Here is a 24,514-nt window from a genome sequence, read left to right on the forward strand (position 1 = left end):
GCGTCAGCCCTTGTACGTGTAGGTGCTGACCCAGTCGATGTACAGGTGCCCCGCGTCGCCCCAGTCGCCCACCTGGAACATGTAGCGGTGCGCGGTCTTCGGCACGTCGTAGGTGATCGTCTTGATCACCTTGCCGTCGAGGCGGTAGCGCACGGACTTCCCGGGGATCCACTCGATCGAGTACGTGTGCCACGAGCGCCACGAGACGCCGGTGCTCAGGCTCGTCGCGTTGGCCTCCTGGCCCGCGATCATCGAGTGGTGGTGCAGCATCGGCTGCTGGTCGAAGTTGGCCTCGGGGTAGTCGATCTCCCCGTCGGCCCAGCGGTCGGACGACGGCCAGAGCATGAAGGCCGCGCCGTTGCCGGCACCGCCCGTGGCCTTGGCGCGGACGATGAACTTGCCGCCCTTGTGGCCCCAGGCTCCCGTCGGCGTGCCGAAGGTGCCGGCGGCGCCGTGCTTGCCGTCGAGCTTGACGTCCATGTACCCGTTGTGCGAGCTGATCTGCGAACCCGAGTAGTACATGCCGCCGGTCCCGTCCGGGTACGGCTGCCACGAGTTGGCGTACTTCTTGGCGAAGGCGCCCTTCGCACTGGCCGCGGTGCTGAACTGCTCGCGGAAGGTCTGCTTGAAGTTCCCGACGTCGCCGAGCGGTGCCGAGCTGGCGGTCGCTGCGGTCCCCTGACCGAGCGGTCCGGCGACGAGTGCTGCTCCGAGGAGCACGACGGCGAGTGCGGCCCTCCTGGTGGTGCGCTTCTGCATGAGGTCGGTCACTCCCTGACGTGACTGTTCGCACCCGTTCCCGTGGGTGCCGGGCCATCGGATCTCGACTGCCCGGCGTTCACGGTAGTTGCTGTCCACAATCTGCGCCTGGGGGTTGACACTTCAGCGCACCCCCAGTACACGGGGCTTGCGCGAGGATCAGCCGTCGGGCAAGAAGTCCTGGTCAGTGCGCGTGGCGTGGCGTCGGCATCGGTCGGATCAGCTGCGCGCCGACGTCGGGTGGTGGGGTCAGGGCCGTGCGCGACGGCGTCGAGCGACGACGGCGACCACGACGGCGGCCACCACGGCGAGGACGGCGACGACCGCTGCGGCCTCGGCGACGTGGAGCGCCGCGAACCACGCATCGAACTGCGACTTCGTCGCCACGACGTCCGGGCCCGCGCCGCGGAACCACCCCGCCACGGGGTTCACCGGACCGGCCGCGCCCGCAGCGACCACGCAGACCACCGCGGCGACCACGGCGACCGCGGAGAGGACGAGGACGAGGACGGCATGGCGCATCCCGCTACCGTAGCGCGGCTCGGACCCCGCAGCGGCGGCCTCAGAGCGAGTCGCGGAGGCGCGCCGCCTTCTCCTCGACCAGGCGCTCGAGCCCGTCGGCGTACTCGGTCAGGCGAGCGGCGACGGCCGGCTCCGAGGAACCGATGATGCGCGCGGCCAGCAGACCGGCGTTGGCAGCACCGTTGATCGCCATCGTCGCGACCGGGATCCCCGCCGGCATCTGCACGATCGAGAGCAGCGAGTCGAGGCCGTCGAGACGCGCGAGCTGCACCGGGACACCGATCACCGGGAGCGTCGTCATCGAGGCCACCATGCCCGGCAGGTGTGCCGCTCCGCCGGCCCCGGCGATGACGACCCGGATGCCACGAGCTGCGGCGCCGCGGGCGAAACGGGTCATCTTGTCCGGCGTGCGGTGCGCCGACACGACGTCCGCCTCGAACGGGATGCCGAGTTCGGTGAGGATGTCCGCCGCGGCCCGCATGGTCGGCCAGTCGGAGTCCGACCCCATGATGATCGAGACGAGCGGCTGTGCGGGTGCGGCGGTGTCGGTCACGCGACGAGCCTAGCCGAGCAGCACGCGTCGCCAGGTGTCGCCGTCTCGGCCGATCGTGCGGTCCTCGGCGACCCAGCGGGCCGCCCCCTCGTCCGCCCGGCCACGGTCGACGGCGGTCCGGACGGCGTCCCGCCACGCATGGACGTCGTCCGGCACGGCCACGGCCCCGTGGGCCCGTGCGACGGCGTAGGAGGGACGGTCGGACACCACGGCGGGCAGCCCGAGCGCGGTGTACTCGAGGAACTTCAGGTCGCTCTTCGCGCGGTTGAACTCCTCGTCACGGAGCGGTGCGACGCCCGCCCGCCAGCGCTCCCGGTGCGCCACGAGCCATCGGGAGAACGCCGGATAGTGCCCGTCAGGGACCTCGACCCGGCGGAACCAGTCGGCACCGCCCTCGTCGGTCACCCCGATGACCTCGAGCCGGATCGGGGTGCCGTCGGCGGTGGTGAGGTCGGCGAAGACGTCACGCAGGAGCTCGAGGTCCGCGGCGTGGGTGAGCGTGCCCATGTACAGCACGCGGTGCTCCCCCGCGGGCCGTTCGTCGTCGTCCGCGGTGGGGCCGGCAGTCCAGATCGTCGGGTCGAGGGCGTTCGGCACGACGACGACGTCCCGCGCCACCGGACGGACCACGTCGGCGAGTTCGGGCGTGCTCACGACGACGGTGTCGGCACCGCGCACCAGGGCGTCGATCGAGGCGAGCCGGTCGGGGTCGTACTCGGCGCGGGCCAAGCGGGCGCGTCCGGACTCGGTGAAGAAGTCGTCGTCGACCTCGGCCACGACGCGGATGCCCCGGGAGGCGGCTGCTGCCAGGAAGGGCTGCACGTCGGCACGGGGAAGGATGTCCCGCTGCACCAGGAGTGCGGCGTAGGGCGCCTGGTCGGAGCCGTCGACGAACGCCGCCGGATCCACCTGGCGTACCTCGGCGGTGCCGCTCGCAGCCAGGTGCTCGGTGCGGCGGACGACACGGACGTGTGCCGAGGCCGGGTGGGCGCCGCCACCGCCCGCGACGACGTACCCGAGGACGGGCAGGGGCGCCGGCTGTGGCGGGGCACCCGCGACGGCGCGGCGCAGGCGTCCGGCGGCCCGGCGGACGAGATCACGCTGCATGCGCCCATCCTCTCGCACGCCGCGCACCGTGCGACGGACGCCGCACGGAGAACGCCGCGCGGCGGACGCCCCCTCAGCGCACGGTCACCGTCCGGCACGGCGACGCCCTGCGGTCCGCTCCGCTCCCGGTGTTGTGGACGATCGCGCAGACGGTGTGCTTGCCGGCCGCAGCCCGGACGGTGCCCGCGAAGCCGTGCGAGCCACCGGAGCCCCAGGTCGCGTCCACGTCGGCGCGCTTCCGACCGGCGTCCAGCGACGTCACCCGCTTGCCGTCGACGGTGATCGCCACCCGGCTCACCGAGGCCACCGCGTCGCCGTCGAACGCCCAGCCACGCACCGCGATGCCCCGGGTCGCGGCCTTGGCGGACTCCAGTTCGGCGTACGGGTCGTGCCGGTAGGCGCGGACGGTCGAGCAGCCGAGCGGGGTGTCCGACCCCGCGCCGATGTTCACCGCGGTGACGCAGACGCGGCGAGCGCCGGCCGCGGTGGGCACCACGACGTCGAAGCCGTGGGTCGCGCCGACCCCGAAGCGCGCGTCGACGTCCGGCCGGTCGAGCCCGGCGGTGGTGACGCCGGCCGAGACGCCGTCGACGGTGGCACGGACCCGCACGGGCTGCGTGGGGTCGTCCTCGTCGTAGGCCCACCCGGACACGCGGACGCCGCCGCCGGCTCCGGCGACGGCCTCGAGCGTGCCACGGGGGGTCAGGTCGGCGGCGGGCACACCCAGGCGAGCGTTCGCGACGAGGGCCTGCGCGTACGTCGAGAACCACTTGCCGGCGGCCGGGGCCCCGTTGCAGGTGCCGTCGCTCGCGCCGGGGGTCTTGACCCACAGCAGGGCGTCGAGCGCCGTGCCGTCGGAGACCACCCGGGGCGAGGTGCCGAGCCCGGCCCCCGGCCCGTTGCACCAGGTGCCACGCCAGCCCTGCCCGTTGCGCGAGGTGTCGATGACGTAGTGCGAGCCCCCGGTGGCGGCGGACACCTTCTGCGCGTACGCCTGCTCCTGGGCGGTCGGGTAGTAGTTCGCGACGTTCGTGAAGAACCCGCGGGCCTGCTGCACGCCCGCGCTGTTCAGCCGCGACGCCATCAGCGCGGGCTGCACCCAGTTCGAGTTGCCGGCGTCCAGGTAGGCGGGGACCCCGGCGGCGGTCAGCCCGGCGACGGTGCGGGACAGGATCCGGTAGCGCTGCTCGTCGAGCGCGGTGCTGCACTTGGCGTTGCTGAGCATCGCGAGCGAGTCCGGTTCGACGATGACGGCTGCACGGTGCCCGGCGAGCGCCGCGGTGACCTGGTCGACCCAGGCGTCGTAGGACCCCTCGTCGAAGCCGCCGGCGGAGTACCCGCCGCAGTCACGGTCGGGGATCGCGTAGAGCACGAACACGGGGGTGGTGCCGGACTGTTCGGCACGGGTGAGGGCGGTGCTGATGGTCTTGGTCAGCTGCGTCCCCTGGCTCCAGTCGCCGAGCCAGGTCGCGACGGGGTACCCGGCGATCTTCGCCGCCGCAGCGGCCCCGGCCGGGTCGGTGGCGGCCAGGGCGGCCTGCGCCTTCGCGGCCTCGCTCGTCGGCGACCGGTACGGCCCGGCGCCGTAGAGCGACGCGGACGTGGCCGAGCGGATGGTCGAGGCCGAGGTCGCTGCGGACGCGGTCGCGGTCGGCAGCAGGCCGGCGACGGCTGCGACGAGGGCGATGGCTGCGCCGCAGACGGCGGCACGACGCGGACGGCGGCGCATGGGGACTCCCTGGACGGTGGGCACGGACTGTACCAGGGGAACATGCGCTCCCGGCCCCCGCCAGCCTCCCGAGCGGGTGCCACCCGAGGGGGTGTCCGCAGAGCGACCGACAAGTGTGTCCCGCACCCGTGACGGACGGGAGGCCCGTGGCGGCGTCGCCACGGGCCTCCCGTCCGTCAGCCGGTCACGTCGAGGACGCGACCCGGTGTCGCGGACACCGTCTCAGTCGTCGAAGTGCGCCGCGGCCGCGCGGGCACGGTAGACGACGTCGTCGACGTCGTCGCCGAGCACCGTGACGTGCCCGATCTTCCGGCCGGGCCGGGGCGCCTTGCCGTAGAAGTGGTACTTCGCCTCGGGGAAGGCCTCGAGCGCTGCGGGGTACCGGGCGGCGAGGTCGCCGTCCGCGGGTCCGCCGAGCACGTTGACCATGACGGACGCGGGGGCGAACGAGCCGGTGGCCCCGAGCGGCAGGTCGAGGACGGCGCGCAGGTGCTGTTCGAACTGGCTCGTGGTGGCGCCGTCGATGGTCCAGTGCCCGGTGTTGTGCGGACGCATCGCGAGCTCGTTGATGAGGATGCGCTCGTCGTCGGTCTGGAACAGCTCGACCGCCAGCACACCGGTCACACCGAGTTCCTCCGCGATGCGGACGGCGATCGACTCGGTCAGGTCGGCGATCCGGCCGGCGCTGTCCGGGGCCGGTGCGATGACCTCGGCGCAGACCCCGTCGCGCTGCACGGTCTCGACGAGCGGCCAGGCGACGACCTGCCCGGAGGGACGGCGTGCCACGGACTGCGCGAGCTCGCGGGTGAAGGGGACGAGCTCCTCGACCAGGAGCGCCTGGTCGCCGCCGGCCTCGGCCACGGCGATGAACCAGTCGTCGACGTCGGACGCGTCGGAGACGACCCGGACGCCCTTGCCGTCGTACCCGCCCCGCGGCGTCTTGACGACGGCACGGCCACCGTGGTCCGCCAGGAACGCTCGGAGGTCGTCGTGCCCCTGCACGGCCGCCCAGTCGGGCACCGGCAGCCCGAGTTCGCTCAGCCGGCGACGCATGGTGATCTTGTCCTGGGCGACGGCCAGCGCGTCCGGTCCGGGGTGGACCGACACGCCCGCGTCGACCAGGCTGCGCAGGACGTCCTGCGGCACGTGCTCGTGGTCGAAGGTCACGACGTCGACCTGTCGGGCGAACTCGAGCACCGTGGCGGCGTCGTGGTAGTCGCCCTCGGCGGTGGCGGCGATCGCGGCGGACATGCCCGGCCCCTCGGCGAGCACCCGGATGTCGATCCCCAGTTCGACCGCGGCCGGCACCATCATCCGTGCCAGCTGTCCCCCACCGATGACCCCGACGCGCAACGCCATGCTGTGTGATCCTTCCGGCGCTCCCACCGTGCGGTGGGAACGCGTTGTCTACAATCGCTGTTCGGGTCGCGCTCTGCACGACCGGTCACAACTCTACGGATCCTGGAGGGCTCGTGCGGCGCCTCATCGCCCAGCTGGCACGCTTCGGCGTCGTCGGTGCCGTCGGCTTCGTCGTGGACACCACGGTGTTCAACGTGCTGCGCATCACCGTCCTGAACCCCGAGGACGTCCACTCGGGGCCGTTCTGGGCGAAGGTCATCTCCACCGTCGTGGCGATCTTCGTGAACTGGATGGGCAACCGGTACTGGACGTTCCGCGAGCAGCGTCGCGCCGTGGCCACCCGCGAGGGCATCGAGTTCGTCGTCGTGTCGCTCGGCGGCATGGTCATCGCACTCGCCTGCCTCGGGGTGTCCCACTACGCGATGGGGCTCACCTCGGTGCTCGCCGACAACGTCGCGAACATCATCGGGCTCGTGCTCGGCACGGTCTTCCGGTTCTGGCTCTACAAGGTCTGGGTCTACCACCCCGAGCGCACGGCCACGCAGCCGGCCGCCGCGGACGAGTCGGTGTCCGACGGCCCGCGGGTCCCCCACGACGTCTGACCTAGGATCGGTGGGGTGACGGCCGAGACGACCACCACCCCCGCCCCACCCCGCACCGCGCGCTGGGAACGTGTCGCGATCGCGGTGATCACGGCGACCTTCGGGCTCTGGCTGGTGGCGTGGGCGTTGCTCGTCCCGGTGTTCGAGGCCCCCGACGAGACCGCGCACATCGACGCCGCCGTGCACGTCGCCCTCGGTGACGCCTGGGCGGCCCCCGGCGAGCTGCACGTCACCAACGCCGTGCAGGCCGCGAAGGTCGAACAGGCGACGAAGCCGTCCGACGAGTGGTCGACGGTGAGCGAGCTGCTGCAGAACGCACCAGGACCCTCGGCGACGGTCAACCAGATGACCCAGCACCCGCCGACCGCCTACCTGGCCGGAGCCGCCGTGCTCCGGGCCGTCGACTTCGGCGAGCTCCGCTGGGACCACGCGTTCGTCGCTCTCCGGCTGGCCGACGTGCTGGCCGTCACCGCGCTCCCGCTGCTCGCCTGGGCGTCGGTCCGCCGGGTGACCCGCAGCCCCCGTGCCGCGTTGATCGGGGCCCTCGCCGTGTTCGCGACGCCCGAGCTCGCGTCCATCGGCTCGTCGTTCTCGAACGACGCCCCGGTGCTGCTCGTCGCCGGGATCGTCGTCTGGCTCGCCACCCGTCTGCTCACCGGTGACACCCGCTGGCGCACCACGATCGCACTGGCGGTGGCCCTCGGGGCCCTGGTCTGGATCAAGGGCACCGGGTTGCCGGCGGTGCCGTTCGTCGCGGTGGTGGTGCTGTTCGCCGGTGCGGGGGTGCTCTCCCTGCGGCAACGGATCGTCCGCACGGTCGTCACGATGGCGGTCTCCGGCGGCATCGGTGCCTGGTGGTGGCTGCACAACCTCGTGTCGTACGGCCGGATCCAGCCGAACGGCTACACGGCGATGCGGCCCCCGAAGGACTTCCCGCCGGGCGAGAGCCCCACGCTCGGACACTTCCTCGACGTCAGCTGGGGCACCCTGTCGCGCACGTTCTGGGGCAGCTTCGGCGGTCGCGCCCAGGTGACCATCGGCGACCTGCTCACCGCCGTCCTGACCCTCGTCGCCCTCGTGGTGCTGGTCGGCTGGGCGTTCCGCCGCGGCCCGGACCTGCGGGTGGCCCTGTGCCTCGCGGTGTTCCCGGCGCTCCTGATCGGCATCCAGAACCGCACGAGCGCGCACTCGTACCTCACCACCACCGAGGTCGCCGCCACCCAGGGCCGGTACTACTTCCCCGCGATCGTCTGCCTGATCGTGCTGAGCGCGCTCGCGTGGCGACGCCTGGTGCCGGCCGGCCGGGCACGCACCTGGGCCGCGGTGGCGCTGGCCGTCGTGCTGCCCGCGGTGGGCGTGTACGGCTTCGCGGTGGCGTCGGCCTGGTTCTGGAACGCGGCGCTGTTCCCGGTGACCGGCCGCGGGCTGCTGCGGTACTCCGAGATCGGGCCGGTGCCACCCGCGGTGCTCGTGGTCGTCGTGGCCCTGGTCGCGGTGGGGCTCGTCGCGTCGGTCGTGCAGGTCGCGCGCGCCGACCGTCGCGCCCTGCCGACGACGGTTCCCGTCCGCTGACACGCCCGGCCGCGGAGCGCCGCGGTGGCACGACGTGCCGCAGGCCCGGCGCCGAGGGGTCGCGAACTGTCGGCAGGCGCGGCCGCAGGCGACACTTCGTGACCCCTCGGCGGACGGCGCGCGGTGGGCGGTGGGCGCACCCACAGACGGACGGGAGGCCCGGTGCCAGCTGGCACGGGCCTCCCGTCCGTCGTCACGCGCGACCGGTGCCCCACTCCGTGAGCAGGAATGGTCGGGTCCGTCATCCGGACCCGACCATTGCTGCTCACGAAGCGACGCGCGCGACGCGCGTCAGGCGGCGGGGACGCCGCCCTCGACCGCGGAGGGGTCGTCGGTCGGGCGGTTGCGCCGGAACCACGTCGGGGCCGCGGCGCAGAGCAGGAAGAGTCCGTCGACCGCGAGGCTCCAGACACGGGTGACGACGACCACGACCAGTGCGATGGGCGCCGGCATGACGAGCGCGAGCAGGAGGGCCTGCACGCCCTCGCGGACGCCGAGCCCGCCGGGGGCGAAGACGGCCAGCATGCTGATCGCCGAGGCCATGCTCGCGGCACCGATCACGAACGCCGCGTCGGTGAGCTTCAGCGACGGGTACACGCCGAGGGTGATGAAGTAGTACGCCGTGCCGGACAGCACCGCACCCGCGACGTAGAGCCCGGCTCCGCCGAGGACCGTGCCGAGGTTCGGACGGACGTCGGCCTCGAGCGGCTTGCGACGCAGGATCTTCAGCGCGATCCCGATCAGGAACACGAACACGCGCGGGATCAGGCAGACGACGCAGCCCACGAACGCCGCGATCATCAGGACGATGAGCCACGGGTCGAGGTTGTGCGTCCGCGGGTCGATGAGCAGCAGCACGAGCGCCAGGGCCAGGGTGGCGGCGATCTGCAGCGCACCTTCCAGCAGGCCGCTGACGCCGAGGCGGGCCTTCGAGACGCCGTGCTTCGAGGCGAAGTAGACCTTGCCGATGATCCAGGTCGCGGCACCGGGGATGTAGCGGCCCATCCAGGACTTCGCGTACACGTAGGTCAGGGTGACGCCGCTGCCCTTGAGCCCGGTCGCGCCGAGCCGTCGCAGCAGGTAGAACCAGATGCCGACGCCCCAGTACCGGAAGCCGAGGCTGATCACCGTCGCGAGGATCACCCACGACCACTGCCAGTCGAGCCCGGCGAGCTGTCCCCAGTCGACGCTCCGGACGTACAGCACGAGGAACACCGCGAGCAGGACGTAGAAGGCGATGGGGATCGCCTTGCCGAGGAACCGTCGTCGCTTCGACGGACGCTTCCCCTCGGGCGCGGGGGTGTCGCTGGTGCTTGCGGACAAACGGGTCTCCTGCTCAGGTCACGGGCTCAGGTCATGGTAGACGCTGGGGCGGGCCGCTCCCTGCGGTGCTGCCGCAGGGAGCGGGTACCGGGGACGTCAACGATCGAGCGTCACCGGGCGAGCTTGACGATCTGCACGCGGCAGGGGATCTCCGGGTCGGTGGAGCGGTCGGCGCTGCACGAGATCGTCGCGTTGTACGTGCCGACCAGCTTGCCGGCCACCGAGTAGTCGCGGGCCGGGGCGGTCGCCGGGTCGAACTGCACGAAGTACTGCACGCCCTCGTCGATGAACAGCTTGCGCATCGCGTCCGAGTGGTACGTGTAGCCCTGACCTGAGCGACCGTACACACGCGTGTCGGTCAGGAACGCGAGCGAGGAGAGCGAGCGGTAGTTCGAGCCGATGACGGTGGCGTCCTCGGGCAGCGCGCCGCTCGCCCGGATCTGGTCGGCGAGCCGGACGATCTCCGGCACGTCCGTCGGCCCGAACACCCGCAGCGCCTCGGTGCGGTTGACCGACGGGTAGAACGGCGCCGGGGACCCGAACCAGTTCTGCGTGTACGAGGCGACCGGCACGACCGCGATCGCGACGCACGCCACGATCGTCCGGACCACACCCCGACGGCGCACCAGCCGCCAGACCGCCGGCAGCATGAGCGCCCCGATCATCGCCGTCAGGTAGAACAGCGGCCAGTAGTACCGGGCGTTGCCGCCGCCGCTCGACGACGACGTGATCATGCCGTAGCCGACGAAGTACACCAGGGTCGTCGCCGCGACGATGCAGGTGAACGCGTAGCGGCGGAACCGCACGACACCGATGACGAGTGCCGCCGCGAAGAGCAGGGCGATCGGCGCCGCGAACGGGGCGAAGGTGCTGATCTTCTGCAGGTAGTACGGCAGGGCGAGCATGCGCTCGTGCAGGTAGTACCCGGCACGGGCCGCGATGCCGGACTCCTTCGTGACCTTCGGCGCGGTGTCCTCGGTGGTCGACTGCGTGGGCGGCGGCACCACGGCGGGGTCCGGGTTGTCCATCGGGCCCTGCTTGTAGACCGACGGGGTGAAGTCCTCGTTGGGCGAGAAGGCGTGGTCGTTGGGCGGGACCGGCAGGAACGGCCAGTCCGTGGCACGGCCGCCGTCGTCGAACTTCGAACCGATGTTGACCGACAGCGACGACCCGAGCGTCACCGTGCCGTACTTGAGGGTCAGTGCGCCGACCCACGGGGCGATGACGACGGCGAACACGACGATCGTGGCGACCGGGGCCGTCCACCAGTGCCGGACGGGCTCGCGGCGGCGACGGGCGGACCAGACGCGCAGCAGCAGCCAGAGGATCACCGCACCGACGGCCACGGGCAGCAGGAAGAGCTTGGTGAAGTACCCGAGCGCGGCCACGACGCCGAGCACCGCGCCCGAGGCGACCCGCGCACGCGTCGAACCGTGCAGCGCCTGGTCGGCCCACCGGAGCGCCCAGAGGAACCCGACGATCCACGCGACGACGAGCAGGTCCGGGGTCTGCACCGACACGGCGCTCATCAGGGCGGGGATCGCGGTGACCATGAAGAGCACGGCCGGGACGATGCGGTGGTTCTGCGACCAGACCAGCCACCCGCCGATGCCGAGCACGACGGCCACGGCGAAGCAGTTCACGATCGCGAAGGCCGTCTGCATGCCGAGCCCGAGGGCGATGAACGGCGCCATCATCCACGAGACCAGCGGCGACCAGTACGCGTTGATCGCGTCGGGCAGCCAGCCGTTCGCGTACTCGCGCGCGATGCCCATGTAGGAGATGCCGTCGACGTTCGTCACGCCGAGGCGGTTGTGGTACGCCACGGCGGCGCTCAGGGCGACCCCGATCACCACGAGGACGCCCAGGATCAGGGGTGCGACGACGTGCCGGTACCGTCGCGCACCCGCCCCCGAACGCCGTCGTGCGGGCTCGTGGGTGCTCTGCGGTGCTGCGGTCGTCGTCACGGTCACGTGCTTCATCATGACATCCGTTCGCTTGCCGGACCGCACCGAGGCGGATCGCGGGCCCCGCTCGGCGTGTGGGAGACTGCCGGGGACCCCGCTCCGACCACCTCGAGGACGTTCGTTGGCCACCGAAACCCGCGCAGCCGAATCCGCAGCCGAACCGACGGCGGCCGCTCCCCGCGCAGGGGGCCGGCTCGAGTTCCCGTACCTGGACGGGCTCCGCGGTCTCGCCGCCCTGGCCGTGGTGTTCTACCACGCGTACCTCTTCACCGGGACGACCGGCACCGGGCCGACCGAACTGCCGTGGCTCCGACCGTTCATCGGCTGGGGCTACCTCGGCGTCCCGCTGTTCATCGTCCTGTCCGGCTACGTGCTGATGCTGCCCGTCGTGACCCGGTTCGACCGCTACCGGTTGCCCGGCGGCTTCTGGAAGTTCATCTGGCGCCGCGCCCGACGGATCATCCCGCCGTACTGGGCGTCGCTCGTCGTCTTCGCGCTCATCATCCTGTTCGTCCCGGTGATGGGGCAGCCCGGCGGCACCCAGTGGGACACGAAGCTGCCGATGGGCTGGGGCACGTTCCTCACGCACTTCTTCCTGGTGCACGACTTCTTCCCGCAGTACATCGGCAAGATCAACGGCCCGATGTGGACGGTCGCCGTCGAGTGGCAGATCTACTTCCTCATGCCGCTGCTGATCCTGCCGCTCTGGAAGGTCTTCGGCGGGTGGGCGACCGCGTCCTCGCTCGTCCTCATCGGCATGTGGATGGGCGCCGAGAGCCGCTACTCGTGGATGCACCCGTGGTTCGTCGGCCTCTTCGCGGTCGGCATGCTCGCCGCCGAGCTCACCGTGAAGGCCCGTGACGAGCACCTGACCGGCAAGCTGAACACCTCGAAGCTCGGCGGGCCGCGGTGGCAGAGCGGCACGTTCGTGGCCGCGATGTTCGTGGGCATGCTCCTCGTCTTCTTCCGAAACCGCGACTACTGGCAGCACCAGACCTGGCCGTCCGAGGTCGTCCTCGGCATCTTCGCCGGCATCCTGCTGACCTGGATGGGCCGCAAGGCGGTCACCGGGCAGCACACCTGGCTCGCACGGTTCTTCGCGTGGAAGCCGTTCGTGCTCGCCGGCCTCGTGTCGTACACGGTCTACCTCTTCCACAGCCCGTTGCTCGGACTCGGCAACCTGCTGCTCCTGCCGATGGGCCTGTACCCGAAGTGGCAGTTCCTGATGATGGTCTTCGTGGTGATCCCGATCACCCTGGCGATCTGCGTCGGGATGTGGTGGCTCGTGGAGCGCAACTTCCTGAACCGCCGGCAGAAGCACGCCACCCGCGAGGTCTCCTCGCGCGGGCGCCTGCCCGAGGTCGAGACGGACGACGAGGGCACCCGCACCGTCCGCTAGCCCCGGCAGCGGACACCGCATCTGACGCTGCAGCGGACGCCGCCCGTGTGCGCCTCACGGACAGGTGTCGCAGAGTCCGGGTAGCATCGCTCGGACCGCGGCGTGGGAGATCAGGCCCACGGCATCTCGACAGGGAAGACGAGACCACATGCGCGCACCCATCAGCAGGATCCTCGGGCTCGGCACCGCTGCCGCCGTCGCCGGGGTCATCACCTTCGGCAGTGGCCCGGCGGTCGGCGCGACCGCCACCGAACCCGCCGGCACCGACACCGGTCAGCAGCTCTCCATCGCCGAGATGGACCGCACCGGCAACCACACCATGGGTGCCGGCATCGCCGCCCACGCCGGTGAGACCCACGTGACGACATCCCCCGACGCGACCTCGGGCGGCGGCGTGAGCGCACAGTCCCTCAGCTCGTCGGCCGCTGCCGCCACCGCCGGCGGGCCTCCCCCCGGCCGGGTGCAGGGCTTCGACATCAGCGCGTGGCAGCCGAGCGTCAACTTCCTGCAGGCGTACCGCAACGGCGCCCGGTTCGTGTACGTGAAGGCGACCGAGGGCACCTCGTACGTCAGCTCCACCTACAAGCAGCAGTACGCCACCGCCAAGCAGCGCAACCTGTACCGCGGCGGCTACGTCTACGCACAGCCGAGCCAGGCGAGCGGCGCCGCGACCGCGAACTACTTCTTCGCCCACGGCGGCCAGTGGAGCAAGGACGGCAAGACCCTGCCGCCGCTGCTCGACATCGAGTACGGCAGCGCCTCCCAGGGCACCTGCTACGGCAAGTCGTGGGGCGCGATGCGCACCTGGATCAAGGACTTCAACCGGACCGTCGTCGCCAAGACGGGTCGGTACCCCGCGATCTACACCACGACCGACTGGTGGAAGCGCTGCACGAACAACAGCAACCAGTTCTCGAAGAACCCGCTGTTCGTCGCGATCTACCCGGTCAAGAACTTCACCACCCCCGGCACCCTCGGACGCAGCTGGTCGAAGTGGACCTTCTGGCAGTGGGCGGCCAGCGGCACGCTCCCCGGCGACCAGGACGTCTACCGCAACGACATCACGTACCTGAAGCGCTTCGCGTCCCGGACGAGCTGACGCCCGTCAGGGACGTCGCTGCGATCGACGGCCCTGCCACCAGCCGACGGCGAACAGCACCGCGCCGACGAGCAGGAACGGCCCACCCGCGAAGACGAGGAACGCCGCACCGAACGGGAAGCTCCCGCCGGTCGCGGCGGACACGGTGAGGATCAGCGCCCCGGTTCCGGAGACGGCTCCGCCGATGGCGGCGGTGACGCCGCCGGCGACGGTGAGGGATCGACGCTCGGTCATGTCGTCAGCCTAGGGGCGCGCGCCCCCGGCGCTCGGCCACCACGAACGGACAGGAGGCCCGTGGCGGTGTCGCCACGGGCCTCCTGTCCGTCGCGGGCGCGCGTTCGCACCCGCCGTGTCAGCGCACGGTGTCAGCGGACGTCGCGCGTCGCCTCGGCGAAGTCGGCGTCGAGGGCGGTCGCCATGCGTGCCACGCCCTGCGCGAGCTGCGCGCGGACCGCGTCGCGGTCCGCGTCGAGCGCCTCGAGCTGCGCCGTGACGTCGTCGACGAACGTGGGCTCGAGTGCGGCCTCGATCGGCTTCGAGTAGGCCTGCTGGCCCATCTGCTCGAAGAACAGCCGGCCCTTGTCGACGTAGTAGAGCACCGCGGCGGGGACCCCGGCGATGGTCGCGACGATCGCCGAGTGCAGGCGGCTCGCCAGGAACAGGCGGCTGCGCGACATCAGCCCGGCGTACTCGGACGGCGAGAACTCGTCGGCCTCGACCACGTGGGTGCGGTCGGCGTGCCGCATCAGCGCGATGACCTCGCGGGCGAAGGCGGCGTCACCCTCGGACGCCTCCATGTGCATCGGGTAGAACACGACGTCGGCGTCCCAGCGGTCGATCACACGGTCGGCGAGATCGGCGACGGCCTGCCGGTAGGTCACGAGCTTGTCGCTGTCGACACCGGTCTGGCGGAAGCGCTTCGGCAGGAACCGGAACGGGATCCAGCCGCTGCGCTTGTAGTGGAACCAGCGACGGACGCCGAAGCCGATCGAGCCCTCGAGCTGCTCGGCGGTCAGGCCGGTGGTGCGCTCGAGCCGCTCGAGCACCTCGGCGTCGGGCGGGGTGACCGTCCCGACGACCGCGGGGTCGAAGGACGAGACGATCGGCGTCTTCACGCCCCAGGACAGGAGCTTCTCGCGGGACTCGTCGTCGCGGACGGCGAAGGCGCTGCACAGGTCGACGGTGGCGCGGATCAGGCGCTTGCTGACCCCGGCGGTGGTCGGGCCGATGCCCTGGAACGCCCCGACGAGTTTCTTGTTGACCGCACGGACGAGCAGCATCTTGCCGAACCAGTACACGAGGCCGAGCTTGTTCGTGTAGTCCTTCAGGATCTCACCGCCACCCCAGAGCACCACGTCGGCGCCGCGGGCGGCACGGAGCAGCGCGAACAGGTCGCCGATGCCGGTGCTGTACGGGGAGACCGGCAGGAACCGGATCCCGAACCACGCGGCGTCCCGCTCGGGGTACTGGGACAGGGACACGATCTCGGCGTCCGGCCACCGGCGACGGACGAGCTCGACGTTGCCGGCGAGGATCGCCCGGTCGCCGCGGTTGTGGGGCGAATCGCTATTGTGGATCAGTACGCGCACGGGGTGAGAGCCTACCGGACCGTCCCCCGCCAGCCCCGGAAAGGCACGATGTCCCGCACCACTCGCTCCGCCCGCTCCCGCCAGGACCGCCCCCGCCTGCTCGTCCTGGGCTCGACGTTCCCGGCCCGTCCGGACGACGGCGTGCCGGCGTTCGTGCTCGACCTCGCCCACCAGGAGGCCACCGAGTTCGACACCCTCGTGCTCACCCCCCGCGTGCCGGGTGGTGCCGCGAAGGAGCGCATCGGCGACGTTGCGGTGCGCCGCTACCCGTACTTCCCGCGTCGCTTCGAGGACCTGGCCGACGGCGCGATCCTCGACAACCTCAAGGAGCGGCGCTCCCGCATCGTGCAGGTGCCCGCACTGGTGCTCGCGCAGTACCTGGCCGTGCGGCGCGTGGTGCGCTCCGCGCGGCCCGACGTCATCCACGCGCACTGGGCCATCCCGCAGGCCCTCGTCGCGACGCTGGCCGCCCCGGGTGTGCCCGTCGTCGTCACGACCCACGGCGGGGACATCTACGCGCTCCGTGCGGCTCCCCTGGTCCGGCTCAAGCGCTGGATCTTCGGACGGTCGGCGCACGTCACCACGGTGAACTCCGAGATGCGCGAGCGCCTGACCGAGTGGGGCGTCCCCGAGTCGCGCTCGACCGTGATCCCGATGGGCGTCGACCTCGGCCCGGCGCGCGACACCCGTGCCCGCGTCGCGCCGCAGGAGCACCACGTGGTCGCGGTCGGTCGTCTGGTCGAGAAGAAGGGCTTCGGCAACCTGATCGAGGCACTCCGCGGCCTGGGCGACGACGTGCCATGGCGGCTCACCGTCGTCGGCGACGGGCCCTACCGCGCCCAGCTCGGGCAGCAGGCGGCGGGTCTGCCGGTGACGTTCCTGGGCCAGCGGGGCCGCACCGAGGTGCTCGAGACCCTCGCGTCGGCCACCGTCGTCGCGGTGCCGTCGATCCCCGCGGCGAACGGCGACCAGGAGGGCCTGCCGGTCACCCTGCTCGAGGCCGCGGCGGTCGGGGCCGCGATCGTGGCGAGCGACCTGCCGGGCATCCGGGACGTCGTGCAGGACGACGTGTCCGGCGTGCTCGTGCCCCCGGGCGAGGTCCCGGCGCTCCGCGCAGCACTGCAGCGCGTGCTCACCGACGACGCAGCGCGCTCGCGCTACCAGGAGCAGGCCGTCGTCTCGGCAGCGGAGTTCTCCACCGAACGGATCGGCGAGCGCTACCGGGCGGTGCTGCGCGCAGCCATCGGCTGACGACGCGGCGAACACACCGGAGGCCCGGTGCCGGTCCCACGGACCGGCACCGGGCCTCCTGTCGGTCGCGCTAGCGTCCCATGCCGCGGTACGTGAAGCCGGCGGCGGTCCAGGCATCGCGATCGAGGCAGTTGCGGCCGTCGATGACGACCGGCGACGCCACGAGTGCGGCGGCGGCGGTCGCGTCGAGCTCCCGGAACTCGGTCCACTCGGTCAGCACGAGCACGAGCTCCGCCCCGCCCAGCGCCTCGGCGGCGCTCTCGACGTAGTCGAGCTCGGGGTGCACGCGGCGCGCGGTGACGACGGCCTCGGGGTCGTACGCCGAGACGACGGCGCCGAGTTCCTGCAGGCGGGCTGCGATGTCGAGGGCCGGCGAGTCGCGCACGTCGTCGGAGTTCGGCTTGAACGCCAGGCCGAGCACCGCGACGCGCTTGCCGCTGACGACCCCGCCGAGCAGCTCCTGCGCCAGCTCGACGACGTGCGCGCGACGGCGCAGGTTCGTGGCGTCGACGTCGGCCAGGAACGCCAGGGACTCCCCGACACCCAGCTCGTTCGCCCGCGCCTGGAACGCACGGATGTCCTTCGGCAGGCACCCGCCACCGAAGCCGAGGCCGGCGTTCAGGAACTTCCGGCCGATGCGGGCGTCGTGGCCGATCGCGTCGGCGAGCGCCGTGACGTCGGCACCGGCGACCTCGGCGATCTCGGCCATCGAGTTGATGAACGAGATCTTCGTGGCGAGGAACGCGTTCGCGCTGATCTTCACGAGCTCGGCGGTGGGGAGGTTGACGACGAGTCGGGGCGTGCCCGTGGACAGCGCCTCGGCGTAGACCTCGTCGAGGGCGGCGACGGCCTGCTCGCCGGCCTCGCCGTCCGGCACGCCGTAGACGAAGCGGTCCGGCGCGATGGTGTCCTGCACGGCGAAGCCCTCACGCAGGAACTCGGGGTTCCAGACGAGCGTGGCACCGGGCACGGCCTCGCTGACCTCGGCGGCCAGCCGTGCGGCGGTGCCGACGGGCACGGTCGACTTGCCGACGACGAACTCGCCGGCGGACAGGTGCGGGGTGAGCGCGGCGACGGCGGCGTTGACGTAGGTCAGGTCCGCGGCACCGGTGGGCCCCTGCGGGGTGCCGACGGCGAGGAAGTGCACGCGGGCACCGGCCACCTCGGCCATGTCGGTGGTGAAGCGGATCCGACCGGACTCGAGGGCCTCGGTCAGGATCTCGGGCAGGCCGGGCTCGAAGAAGGGGGCCTCGCCCGCGGCGAGCCGCTCGATCTTGGTGGGGTCGACGTCCACGGCGACGACCTCGTGTCCGAGTTTGGCCATGGAGGCGGCGTGCACGGCACCGAGGTAGCCGCAGCCGATCACAGAGATACGCACGTCGAAGAAGGTACCGGTTTCTCGCCGAAGTCTCATCACGGCGCCCGCGGCGAGGCTCGCAGCGGCCGGGTCAGGCCCGCACGTCGCCCCACGGCGGACGGTCCGGACCGCCGACGATCTCGTCCCAGTCCGGCTCACGGTGCCGGCGTCTGGCCTCGTAGGCCTCCACCAGGTCGTGCAGGACGGCGACGACGAGGTCGGCGTGCGGCACGTCGGCGAGGACCACCGCGGGGTCGTCGCCGGGGAACACGAGCACGTCGCCGGAGCGGAACAGCCCCTGCAGCCCGCGGCGCCGTACGGTCACGTCGTAGCCGCGGGAGTGCAGGAGTTCCCGTCGGGTCCGGGTGCCGAGTCCGTTGACCACGACCAGGCGACGCGTGGTGACGACGTACCGCTCCGACATCCAGCGGAACAGCGGGACGGCGCCGCCGAACACGACGAGCACCACGACGACGAGCGCGACGACGGCGTTCAGCCACGCCAGCTGCGCCTGGAACACGCCGAAGCCGAACCCCCCGGCCGCGGTGACGAGCACGACGAACACCGCCGGGCGCACCAGCCGACGGGCGTGTGGTCGCAGGCGTGCGACGACACGTTCGGGCGGGGGCTCGGCGGTCATGCCGTCATGCATACCGCAGGTGGGTGACGTCCCCCACCGCGACGCCCCTGGTGACGCCCGCCTGGTCCCGGATCGTGATGCGGCCGGCGTCGTCGATGCCCGTCGCGTCGGCCTCCTCGACGGTGCCGTCCGGCAGTTCGAGGCGGATGCGGCGACCGATCGTGCCGCACGCGGCGCGGACGTGGGACCGGACCGTCTCGGCGGCGGGACCCCCCGTCACCAGGCCGGCCACCGCCTCCAGGACGGACCGTACGAAGGCGGACAGGACCGCGTCGGCCAGGGCGGGTGCGTCGTCGACCGCGCCGGCGAGCAGGAGCGAGGTGGACGTCGGGGTGGGCAGCCGATCAGCCGGGATCGTCAGGTTCACGCCGGCCCCGACCACGACGCTGCCGTCGGCGGCGACCTGGCAGAGGATCCCGCACACCTTGTCCCCGGCGACCTGCACGTCGTTCGGCCACTTCACGACGACGTCCGCGCCGGCGGGGAGCACCGATGCGATCGCATCGCGCATCGCCGCCCCGGCGACCAGCGGCAACCAGCCGCGGTCATGGTCGTCCAGGTCCGCACGGACGAGCACGCTGGCGGCGAGCGTCTCACCGGCCGGAGCGGTCCAGGTCCGGTCGAGCCGGCCCCGACCCGCGGTCTGGTGCAGGGTCGCGACGACGCTGCCGTGCTGCTGCCCGGGGGCGGCGGCGAGCAGGTCCGCGTTGGTGGACCCGGTCTCGGCGGGAGTGGTGATCGTCGCGCCCGCCGACCGGACAGCCTCGCTGGTGGCGGGGAACGACGGCGACGGGGATGTGGACATGCACGCAAATGTACGGGCAGGAACCGTGGGGGTCCTCCAACCGGCAGCGTGGCACCCGCCGGTAGGGTGAGCGGGTGACTTCAGGAGACACCCCCGATCTGTCGACGACGGCCGGCCGACTGGCCGACCTCCGCGACCGGTACCACGAGGCCGTGACCGCCGCGGGCGAATCCGCCATCGCCAAGCAGCACGCGAAGGGCAAGGGCACCGCGCGCGAACGCATCGAGCAGCTGCTCGACGAGAACTCCTTCGTGGAGTTCGACGAGTTCGTGCGGCACCGCACCACGTCGTTCGGCATGGACGCCAAGCGCCCCTACGGTGACGCGGTCGTCACCGGCGTCGGCACGATCCACGGCCGCAACGTCGCCGTCTACGCGCAGGACTTCACGGTCTTCGGCGGGTCGCTCGGCGAGGTCGCCGGCGAGAAGATCATCAAGGTCATGCAGCACGCGCTCAAGACGGGCGTGCCGATCATCGGCATCCTCGACTCCGGCGGCGCCCGCATCCAGGAAGGCGTCGTCGCGCTCGGCAAGTACGGCGAGATCTTCCGCCTGAACACCCAGGCCTCGGGCGTCATCCCGCAGCTGTCGATCGTGATGGGTCCGGCGGCCGGCGGTGCGGTGTACTCCCCCGCCCTGACCGACTTCGTCATCATGGTCGACAAGACCAGCCACATGTTCGTCACCGGCCCCGACGTCATCAAGACCGTCACGGGCGAGGACGTCGGCTTCGAGGAGCTCGGCGGCGCCCAGACGCACAACGCGGTCTCCGGCGTGGCCCACTACCTGGCCGAGGACGAGACCGACGCGCTCGACTACGCGCGCTCGCTCATCGGGTTCCTGCCGGACAACAACCTGTCCGACCCGCCGGCCTACGACGTCGCCCCGGAGCTCGAGACCACCGACGCCGACCACGAGCTCGACCTCGTGATCCCGGACTCGACGAACCAGCCGTACGACGTCACCACGATCATCGAGCACATCGTCGACGACGGTGAGTTCCTCGAGGTCCAGCCGCTCTTCGCGCCGAACATCCTGATCGGCTTCGGCCGGGTCGAGGGCCGCACGGTCGGCATCATCGCGAACCAGCCGCAGGCGATGGCCGGCACGCTCAACATCGACGCCGGCGAGAAGGCCGCCCGCTTCGTGCGGTTCTGCGACGCGTTCGGCATCCCGATCCTGACCCTGGTGGACGTGCCCGGCTACCTGCCCGGCACCGACCAGGAGTGGACCGGCGTCATCCGCCGCGGCGCGAAGCTGCTGTACGCCTACGCCGAGGCCACCGTCCCGCTCGTCACCGTCATCACCCGCAAGGCCTACGGCGGCGCGTACATCGTGATGGGCTCGAAGCAGCTCGGTGCCGACATCAACCTGGCGTGGCCGACCGCCGAGATCGCCGTCATGGGCGGTCAGGGCGCCGTGAACATCCTGTACCGCGCCGAGATCAAGCGCGCCGAGGAGTCCGGCGAGGACGTCGCCGCTGTCCGCACGAAGCTCGCGAACGAGTACACGTACAACGTCGCGTCGCCGTACCTGGCGGCCGAGCGCGGTGAGCTCGACGGCATCATCCAGCCGCACGCCACGCGCGTGTCGGTCATCAAGGCCCTCCGGTCGCTGCGGGGCAAGCGCGCCACGCTGCCCCCGAAGAAGCACGGGAACATCCCCCTCTGATGGGTCGCCACGCAGCAGCCGTGCCCTCGGACGAACCCGCCTCGGTGGCGGACGTCCGGGTGGTCTCCGGCGACCCCACGCCCGAGGAACTCGCCGCCGTCGTGGCCGTCCTGCAGCGCCAGGCCGATGAAGCCGCTGCCGCCGGACGCGCCGCCGTGGTCGTCGAACCCCGCACCGGGTGGGACGCCGCGGCCCGCGGACTCCGCCGCCCGCTCGACCACGGACCGGGCGCCTGGGGCCGATCGCTCCGCTGATGTACCCCTGGTGCGCTGGCGACCGGAACGGTTGCAGGGCGCACTTCCCGGTCGGTATCCCCTCACTCGGGGGACACGTTCAGCGGATACGGACCGGAAATGCCGGAATTGTCCCCCATAATGACGACTGACATGCGGCTCGTGCGTGGGCATAGTAGTTGGTGTTCGGTGTCCTTCAACGAAAGACATCGCAGGACGGTGGCCGACTAGGGTACGAAGCCACCGCCCGCTGCGAGGCAGGGCGACATTCGGGTTGTCGCTCAGCCTCGGGTCGTGAACGGGCCGGTCGGTATCCGACCGGCCCGTTCCCCGTTTCCGGGGGTCTGTTGCGGGTGCGGGCGGGCGTCGGTGCGGTTGGCGGGGCGGCTGGCGAGGCCGATCCGGAACGACACCGTCGACGTCGTACGACAGCGACATGGTCGCTTCCGTGCGCGCGCCAGCCCGGCGCACCCACGTGACTGCCGGGAGGCCCGTGGCGGGGCCGCCACGGGCCTCCCGGCTGTCCCCCATCGCGTCCACCGCCGCCCGCACGCCCGGCGCACCACGCGCGTCCGCAGCGCCGTCCGCACCACGTCCGCGACGATCCACGCGTCGATCACGTGGCGCATCGTCGCAACACGCGTGCCGCGCGCTGTACCGCGCGCGCCGCGCGCTACGCGGGCTCGTGCCGCGGGATCTCCAGCCAGAGTGCGACGGAGTCGTCCTCGTCCCCGTCGTCGTCGTCCATCCCCGCTCCGAGCGCCGCGGACTCACTGGCCGCGCCGTCGAGGCGGAGTCCGACGACGGTCACCGCGGAGTCGGAGCCCTCGCCGACCGTCCGCACGATGACGTTGTCGGCATCACGGGCCTGCCGGAGCGCCTCGGCGACACGGGCGTGGATGCGCCGGATGTCCGGGGCGTCCAGGTCGTCGAGCCCGCCGTCGTCGTGCAGCTGGACGGTCGCTCCGCGGCGGCGCAGGCGCATCACCTCGTCGCGGACGTCGTCGGACAACAGGGACCGGCCGCGGATCTCGTCGCGGATGGCCTGCTCGAGGTGCAGGCACTCGGCGCGGTCGGCGTCGTCGAGGTCGCCGCAGGAGTCGATGATGCGCTGCAGCATCGGCAGGGCCATCCGGGTGGTCTGGCTCAGCCGGAACTGCCGCTCGAACACGTGGGCGTCCTGCGCGGCCTGCCAATCGGCGGTCTCCTGCTCGGCGAGGACGAGCTCACGGGTGTTCCGGATGGCGCGGCTCATCGCGGCGGCGAAGACCGTGGCGATCGCGACCCAGGCGACGCTGCCGACCACGCCGAGCCCACCGAGCGAGCCGAGACCGGCCCAGGCGACGGTGTACACGGTCAGGAACAGCACGCCAGCCCACGCGAAGGGGCCCCGGCCGCGCACGACGAGCACCACCATGAGCGTGCCGATGGCCGCGATCCACCAGGTGGCGGAGCCGGGACCACGACCATCGACGAGGACGGGGGCGGCGATCACCGGCATCACGATCGCGGTGGCGAGGGAGAAGCAGGCCGTCCAGACCGGCAGGACCCTGCCGGGGACGAACAGTGCGAGGCCGGTTGCCGCGGCGTACAGGACCATGCAGGCGATGATCGGGGCGACCTGGTCGACGCGCGGGAGTGTGGCCGCGGCGAGGACCAGGTGGTACAGGGAGAACAGCGACGCGAGTCCGAGGGCGATGCTCGCCGGCAGGGAGACCTTCATGCGGTCGTCCTCGCGGCCGGCGACCACGTCAGCACGATGCGGGTGCCCTCGCCCGGGGCGGTGTGCACCTCGGCGCGGCCGTCGACGGTCGCGACGCGCTCGACGATGGAGCGGCGGACACCGAGCCGTTCGGCGGGGATGGCCGCGACGTCGAACCCGCGGCCCTCGTCACCGACCTCGACGAGCACCCCCTGGCCCTGCTGCTCGACGCGGACCCAGCGGGAGACGTCGCCGTCGCCGGCGTGCTGCACGCTGTTCACCGCGGCCTGCAGCGCCGCCGAGGCCAGCGCATCGGCGACCGACGCGGGCAGGCGGACCGACCCGGTCGGCGTCGGGACGAGGCGGACCGGAGCGGGCAACGCACCGACCCCCTCGCGGATGCGCGCCCGGAGTTCCCCGAGGGCGACCGGCGCGACGTCACCGGGACCGTCGGTGGCGGCGGCCTCGAGGTGGTCGATCGCGTTCCGGGCCATCCGCGCGGCGAGGGTCTTGGCCTCGAGCGTGTCGGCACGTGCGGCGGAGAGCAGCGTCGTGAGCACGCTGTCGTGCACGATGGCGTCCACCTGCACCCGTTCGACCTCGGTCGCGTGTTCCCGGATGGCGAGCGAGTACCGCCGCACGGCCGTGGACTGCGCCGTGTCGACCGACGTGGCCGCACGCCGCAGCACCACGGCGATGACGAGCACCGCACCGCTGAGCAGCGCCGTGTACACGCCGTCGAGCAGGACCGCGAGGACCCCGACGTCGCCGCCGAGCGGGCTGAGCCGGATGACGACGTACACCGCCGGCACGAGCGCCGTGTAGACCGTCGCACGCCACGTGGCGAAACCCATCGCCGCCGCCGTGCAGCCGACCGTGCAGAACCACCACGGCCACGGCTGCTGCGCCGACGGGATGGGCTCCTGCACAGTGGCCGTCCACGTCACGAGCACGACGAGGAACAGCAGCGCGCAGACGATCTGCGCCAGCTGGGCGACCCGCTGCACGAAGGCCGAGACACCGATGAACACGAACGACGCCGCGAGGGCGAGCATCAGCGTCGGACCCCAGAACGGGTCGAGGTACGGCAGCTGCTGCAGGACCGCGGGCGCGTCGACGATGCCGAGGCCGATCGCCGCCATCGCGAGGAGGATCGCGAACGCGCGCTCCACCGACGCCTGCGTGATCGAGGCGCGGACGCTGCGCGCCGGATCGGCGCCGAAGGGCGCCGGTTCGACGACCGTCCGCGCCGACTCAGCCGCGGTCGCCATCCGTG

General features: G+C 72.1%; 22 protein-coding genes. 7 read left to right on the forward strand and 15 right to left on the reverse strand.

Annotated elements, in window-relative coordinates; all coding sequences use genetic code 11:
* Positions 1 to 3 precede the first annotated feature (3 nt).
* From HP445_RS08475 to HP445_RS08500, 6 genes are all read right to left on the reverse strand, one after another.
* Positions 4 to 771 carry a family 16 glycosylhydrolase gene (locus tag HP445_RS08475; RefSeq protein WP_111029466.1) on the reverse strand — a complete coding sequence of 256 codons (768 nt, stop codon included), beginning with the start codon at positions 769 to 771 and terminating at the stop codon, positions 4 to 6.
* Positions 772 to 1,008: 237 nt separating this feature from the next.
* Positions 1,009 to 1,281, reverse strand: coding sequence for a hypothetical protein (locus tag HP445_RS08480; protein ID WP_128781053.1), 273 nt, complete (start codon positions 1,279 to 1,281; stop codon positions 1,009 to 1,011).
* A 40-nt stretch (positions 1,282 to 1,321) separates the two neighbouring features.
* Positions 1,322 to 1,834 carry a 5-(carboxyamino)imidazole ribonucleotide mutase gene (gene purE / locus HP445_RS08485; protein WP_206647624.1) on the reverse strand — a complete coding sequence of 171 codons (513 nt, stop codon included), beginning with the start codon at positions 1,832 to 1,834 and terminating at the stop codon, positions 1,322 to 1,324.
* Positions 1,835 to 1,843: 9 nt separating this feature from the next.
* Positions 1,844 to 2,941: a glycosyltransferase gene (locus HP445_RS08490; protein WP_128781052.1), complete on the reverse strand. Its 1,098-nt coding sequence runs from the start codon at positions 2,939 to 2,941 to the stop codon at positions 1,844 to 1,846.
* Positions 2,942 to 3,014: 73 nt separating this feature from the next.
* A complete protein-coding gene (locus HP445_RS08495) occupies positions 3,015 to 4,670 on the reverse strand; it encodes a glycoside hydrolase family 6 protein (RefSeq protein WP_128781051.1) in 1,656 nt (551 codons plus the stop codon).
* Positions 4,671 to 4,892: 222 nt separating this feature from the next.
* Positions 4,893 to 6,029, reverse strand: a complete 1,137-nt coding sequence (locus HP445_RS08500; RefSeq protein WP_128781050.1) for a 5-(carboxyamino)imidazole ribonucleotide synthase — start codon at positions 6,027 to 6,029, stop codon at positions 4,893 to 4,895.
* A 113-nt stretch (positions 6,030 to 6,142) separates the two neighbouring features.
* Here HP445_RS08500 and HP445_RS08505 point away from each other — a divergent pair, with 113 nt between their 5' ends.
* Together HP445_RS08505 and HP445_RS08510 are read left to right on the forward strand one after the other, a co-directional pair.
* Positions 6,143 to 6,631, forward strand: a complete 489-nt coding sequence (locus HP445_RS08505; RefSeq protein WP_071406423.1) for a GtrA family protein — start codon at positions 6,143 to 6,145, stop codon at positions 6,629 to 6,631.
* 15 nt (positions 6,632 to 6,646) lie between these two features.
* Positions 6,647 to 8,203 carry a DUF2142 domain-containing protein gene (locus tag HP445_RS08510; RefSeq protein ID WP_128781049.1) on the forward strand — a complete coding sequence of 519 codons (1,557 nt, stop codon included), beginning with the start codon at positions 6,647 to 6,649 and terminating at the stop codon, positions 8,201 to 8,203.
* A gap of 291 nt (positions 8,204 to 8,494) precedes the next feature.
* Here HP445_RS08510 and HP445_RS08515 read toward each other — a convergent pair whose 3' ends face one another.
* Positions 8,495 to 9,526, reverse strand: a complete 1,032-nt coding sequence (locus HP445_RS08515) for a lysylphosphatidylglycerol synthase domain-containing protein (RefSeq protein ID WP_111029461.1) — start codon at positions 9,524 to 9,526, stop codon at positions 8,495 to 8,497.
* Between the two features lie 110 nt (positions 9,527 to 9,636).
* A complete protein-coding gene (locus HP445_RS08520) occupies positions 9,637 to 11,508 on the reverse strand; it encodes an ArnT family glycosyltransferase (protein ID WP_164941215.1) in 1,872 nt (623 codons plus the stop codon).
* A gap of 106 nt (positions 11,509 to 11,614) precedes the next feature.
* Between HP445_RS08520 and HP445_RS08525 the strand changes: the two genes are divergently transcribed.
* Both HP445_RS08525 and HP445_RS08530 read left to right on the forward strand, forming a co-directional pair.
* Entirely contained in the window at positions 11,615 to 12,892 is a 1,278-nt protein-coding gene (locus HP445_RS08525) for an acyltransferase family protein (RefSeq protein WP_164941214.1), read from the forward strand.
* A gap of 148 nt (positions 12,893 to 13,040) precedes the next feature.
* Complete coding sequence (locus tag HP445_RS08530) at positions 13,041 to 13,991, forward strand: GH25 family lysozyme (protein ID WP_128781046.1); 951 nt, start codon at positions 13,041 to 13,043, stop codon at positions 13,989 to 13,991.
* Between the two features lie 6 nt (positions 13,992 to 13,997).
* Here the strand turns inward: HP445_RS08530 and HP445_RS08535 are convergent, their stop codons facing one another.
* Together HP445_RS08535 and HP445_RS08540 are read right to left on the reverse strand one after the other, a co-directional pair.
* Complete coding sequence (locus HP445_RS08535; RefSeq protein WP_128781045.1) at positions 13,998 to 14,225, reverse strand: hypothetical protein; 228 nt, start codon at positions 14,223 to 14,225, stop codon at positions 13,998 to 14,000.
* A gap of 131 nt (positions 14,226 to 14,356) precedes the next feature.
* Positions 14,357 to 15,580: a polysaccharide pyruvyl transferase family protein gene (locus tag HP445_RS08540; protein ID WP_164941213.1), complete on the reverse strand. Its 1,224-nt coding sequence runs from the start codon at positions 15,578 to 15,580 to the stop codon at positions 14,357 to 14,359.
* 48 nt (positions 15,581 to 15,628) lie between these two features.
* Here HP445_RS08540 and HP445_RS08545 point away from each other — a divergent pair, with 48 nt between their 5' ends.
* The gene (locus HP445_RS08545) at positions 15,629 to 16,831 is read left to right on the forward strand and encodes a glycosyltransferase (RefSeq protein WP_128781043.1); all 1,203 of its coding nucleotides are present in this window, start codon (positions 15,629 to 15,631) and stop codon (positions 16,829 to 16,831) included.
* 70 nt (positions 16,832 to 16,901) lie between these two features.
* Here the strand turns inward: HP445_RS08545 and HP445_RS08550 are convergent, their stop codons facing one another.
* The 3 genes from HP445_RS08550 to HP445_RS08560 form a co-directional block, all read right to left on the reverse strand.
* Positions 16,902 to 18,209 carry a UDP-glucose dehydrogenase family protein gene (locus HP445_RS08550; protein WP_071406414.1) on the reverse strand — a complete coding sequence of 436 codons (1,308 nt, stop codon included), beginning with the start codon at positions 18,207 to 18,209 and terminating at the stop codon, positions 16,902 to 16,904.
* A 70-nt stretch (positions 18,210 to 18,279) separates the two neighbouring features.
* Positions 18,280 to 18,828: a PH domain-containing protein gene (locus HP445_RS08555; protein ID WP_071244247.1), complete on the reverse strand. Its 549-nt coding sequence runs from the start codon at positions 18,826 to 18,828 to the stop codon at positions 18,280 to 18,282.
* Between the two features lie 4 nt (positions 18,829 to 18,832).
* A complete protein-coding gene (locus HP445_RS08560) occupies positions 18,833 to 19,633 on the reverse strand; it encodes a biotin--[acetyl-CoA-carboxylase] ligase (RefSeq protein WP_128781042.1) in 801 nt (266 codons plus the stop codon).
* Between the two features lie 74 nt (positions 19,634 to 19,707).
* Here HP445_RS08560 and HP445_RS08565 point away from each other — a divergent pair, with 74 nt between their 5' ends.
* Both HP445_RS08565 and HP445_RS08570 read left to right on the forward strand, forming a co-directional pair.
* On the forward strand, positions 19,708 to 21,303 hold the full coding sequence (locus tag HP445_RS08565) for an acyl-CoA carboxylase subunit beta (RefSeq protein ID WP_071406413.1): 1,596 nt from the start codon (positions 19,708 to 19,710) through the stop codon (positions 21,301 to 21,303).
* Between the two features lie 20 nt (positions 21,304 to 21,323).
* The gene (locus HP445_RS08570) at positions 21,324 to 21,557 is read left to right on the forward strand and encodes an acyl-CoA carboxylase subunit epsilon (RefSeq protein WP_027466468.1); all 234 of its coding nucleotides are present in this window, start codon (positions 21,324 to 21,326) and stop codon (positions 21,555 to 21,557) included.
* Between the two features lie 652 nt (positions 21,558 to 22,209).
* On the opposite strand, the gene HP445_RS08575 is transcribed toward HP445_RS08570, so the two are convergent.
* Complete coding sequence (locus tag HP445_RS08575; protein WP_071406459.1) at positions 22,210 to 23,259, reverse strand: hypothetical protein; 1,050 nt, start codon at positions 23,257 to 23,259, stop codon at positions 22,210 to 22,212.
* On the reverse strand, positions 23,256 to 24,509 hold the full coding sequence (locus HP445_RS08580) for a sensor histidine kinase (protein ID WP_111054470.1): 1,254 nt from the start codon (positions 24,507 to 24,509) through the stop codon (positions 23,256 to 23,258). The genes HP445_RS08575 and HP445_RS08580 overlap by 4 nt, the downstream gene beginning before the upstream one ends.
* Positions 24,510 to 24,514: the final 5 nt, after the last annotated feature.

The sequence above is a fragment of the Curtobacterium flaccumfaciens genome (assembly GCF_013359815.1).
GTDB lineage: Bacteria > Actinomycetota > Actinomycetes > Actinomycetales > Microbacteriaceae > Curtobacterium > Curtobacterium flaccumfaciens.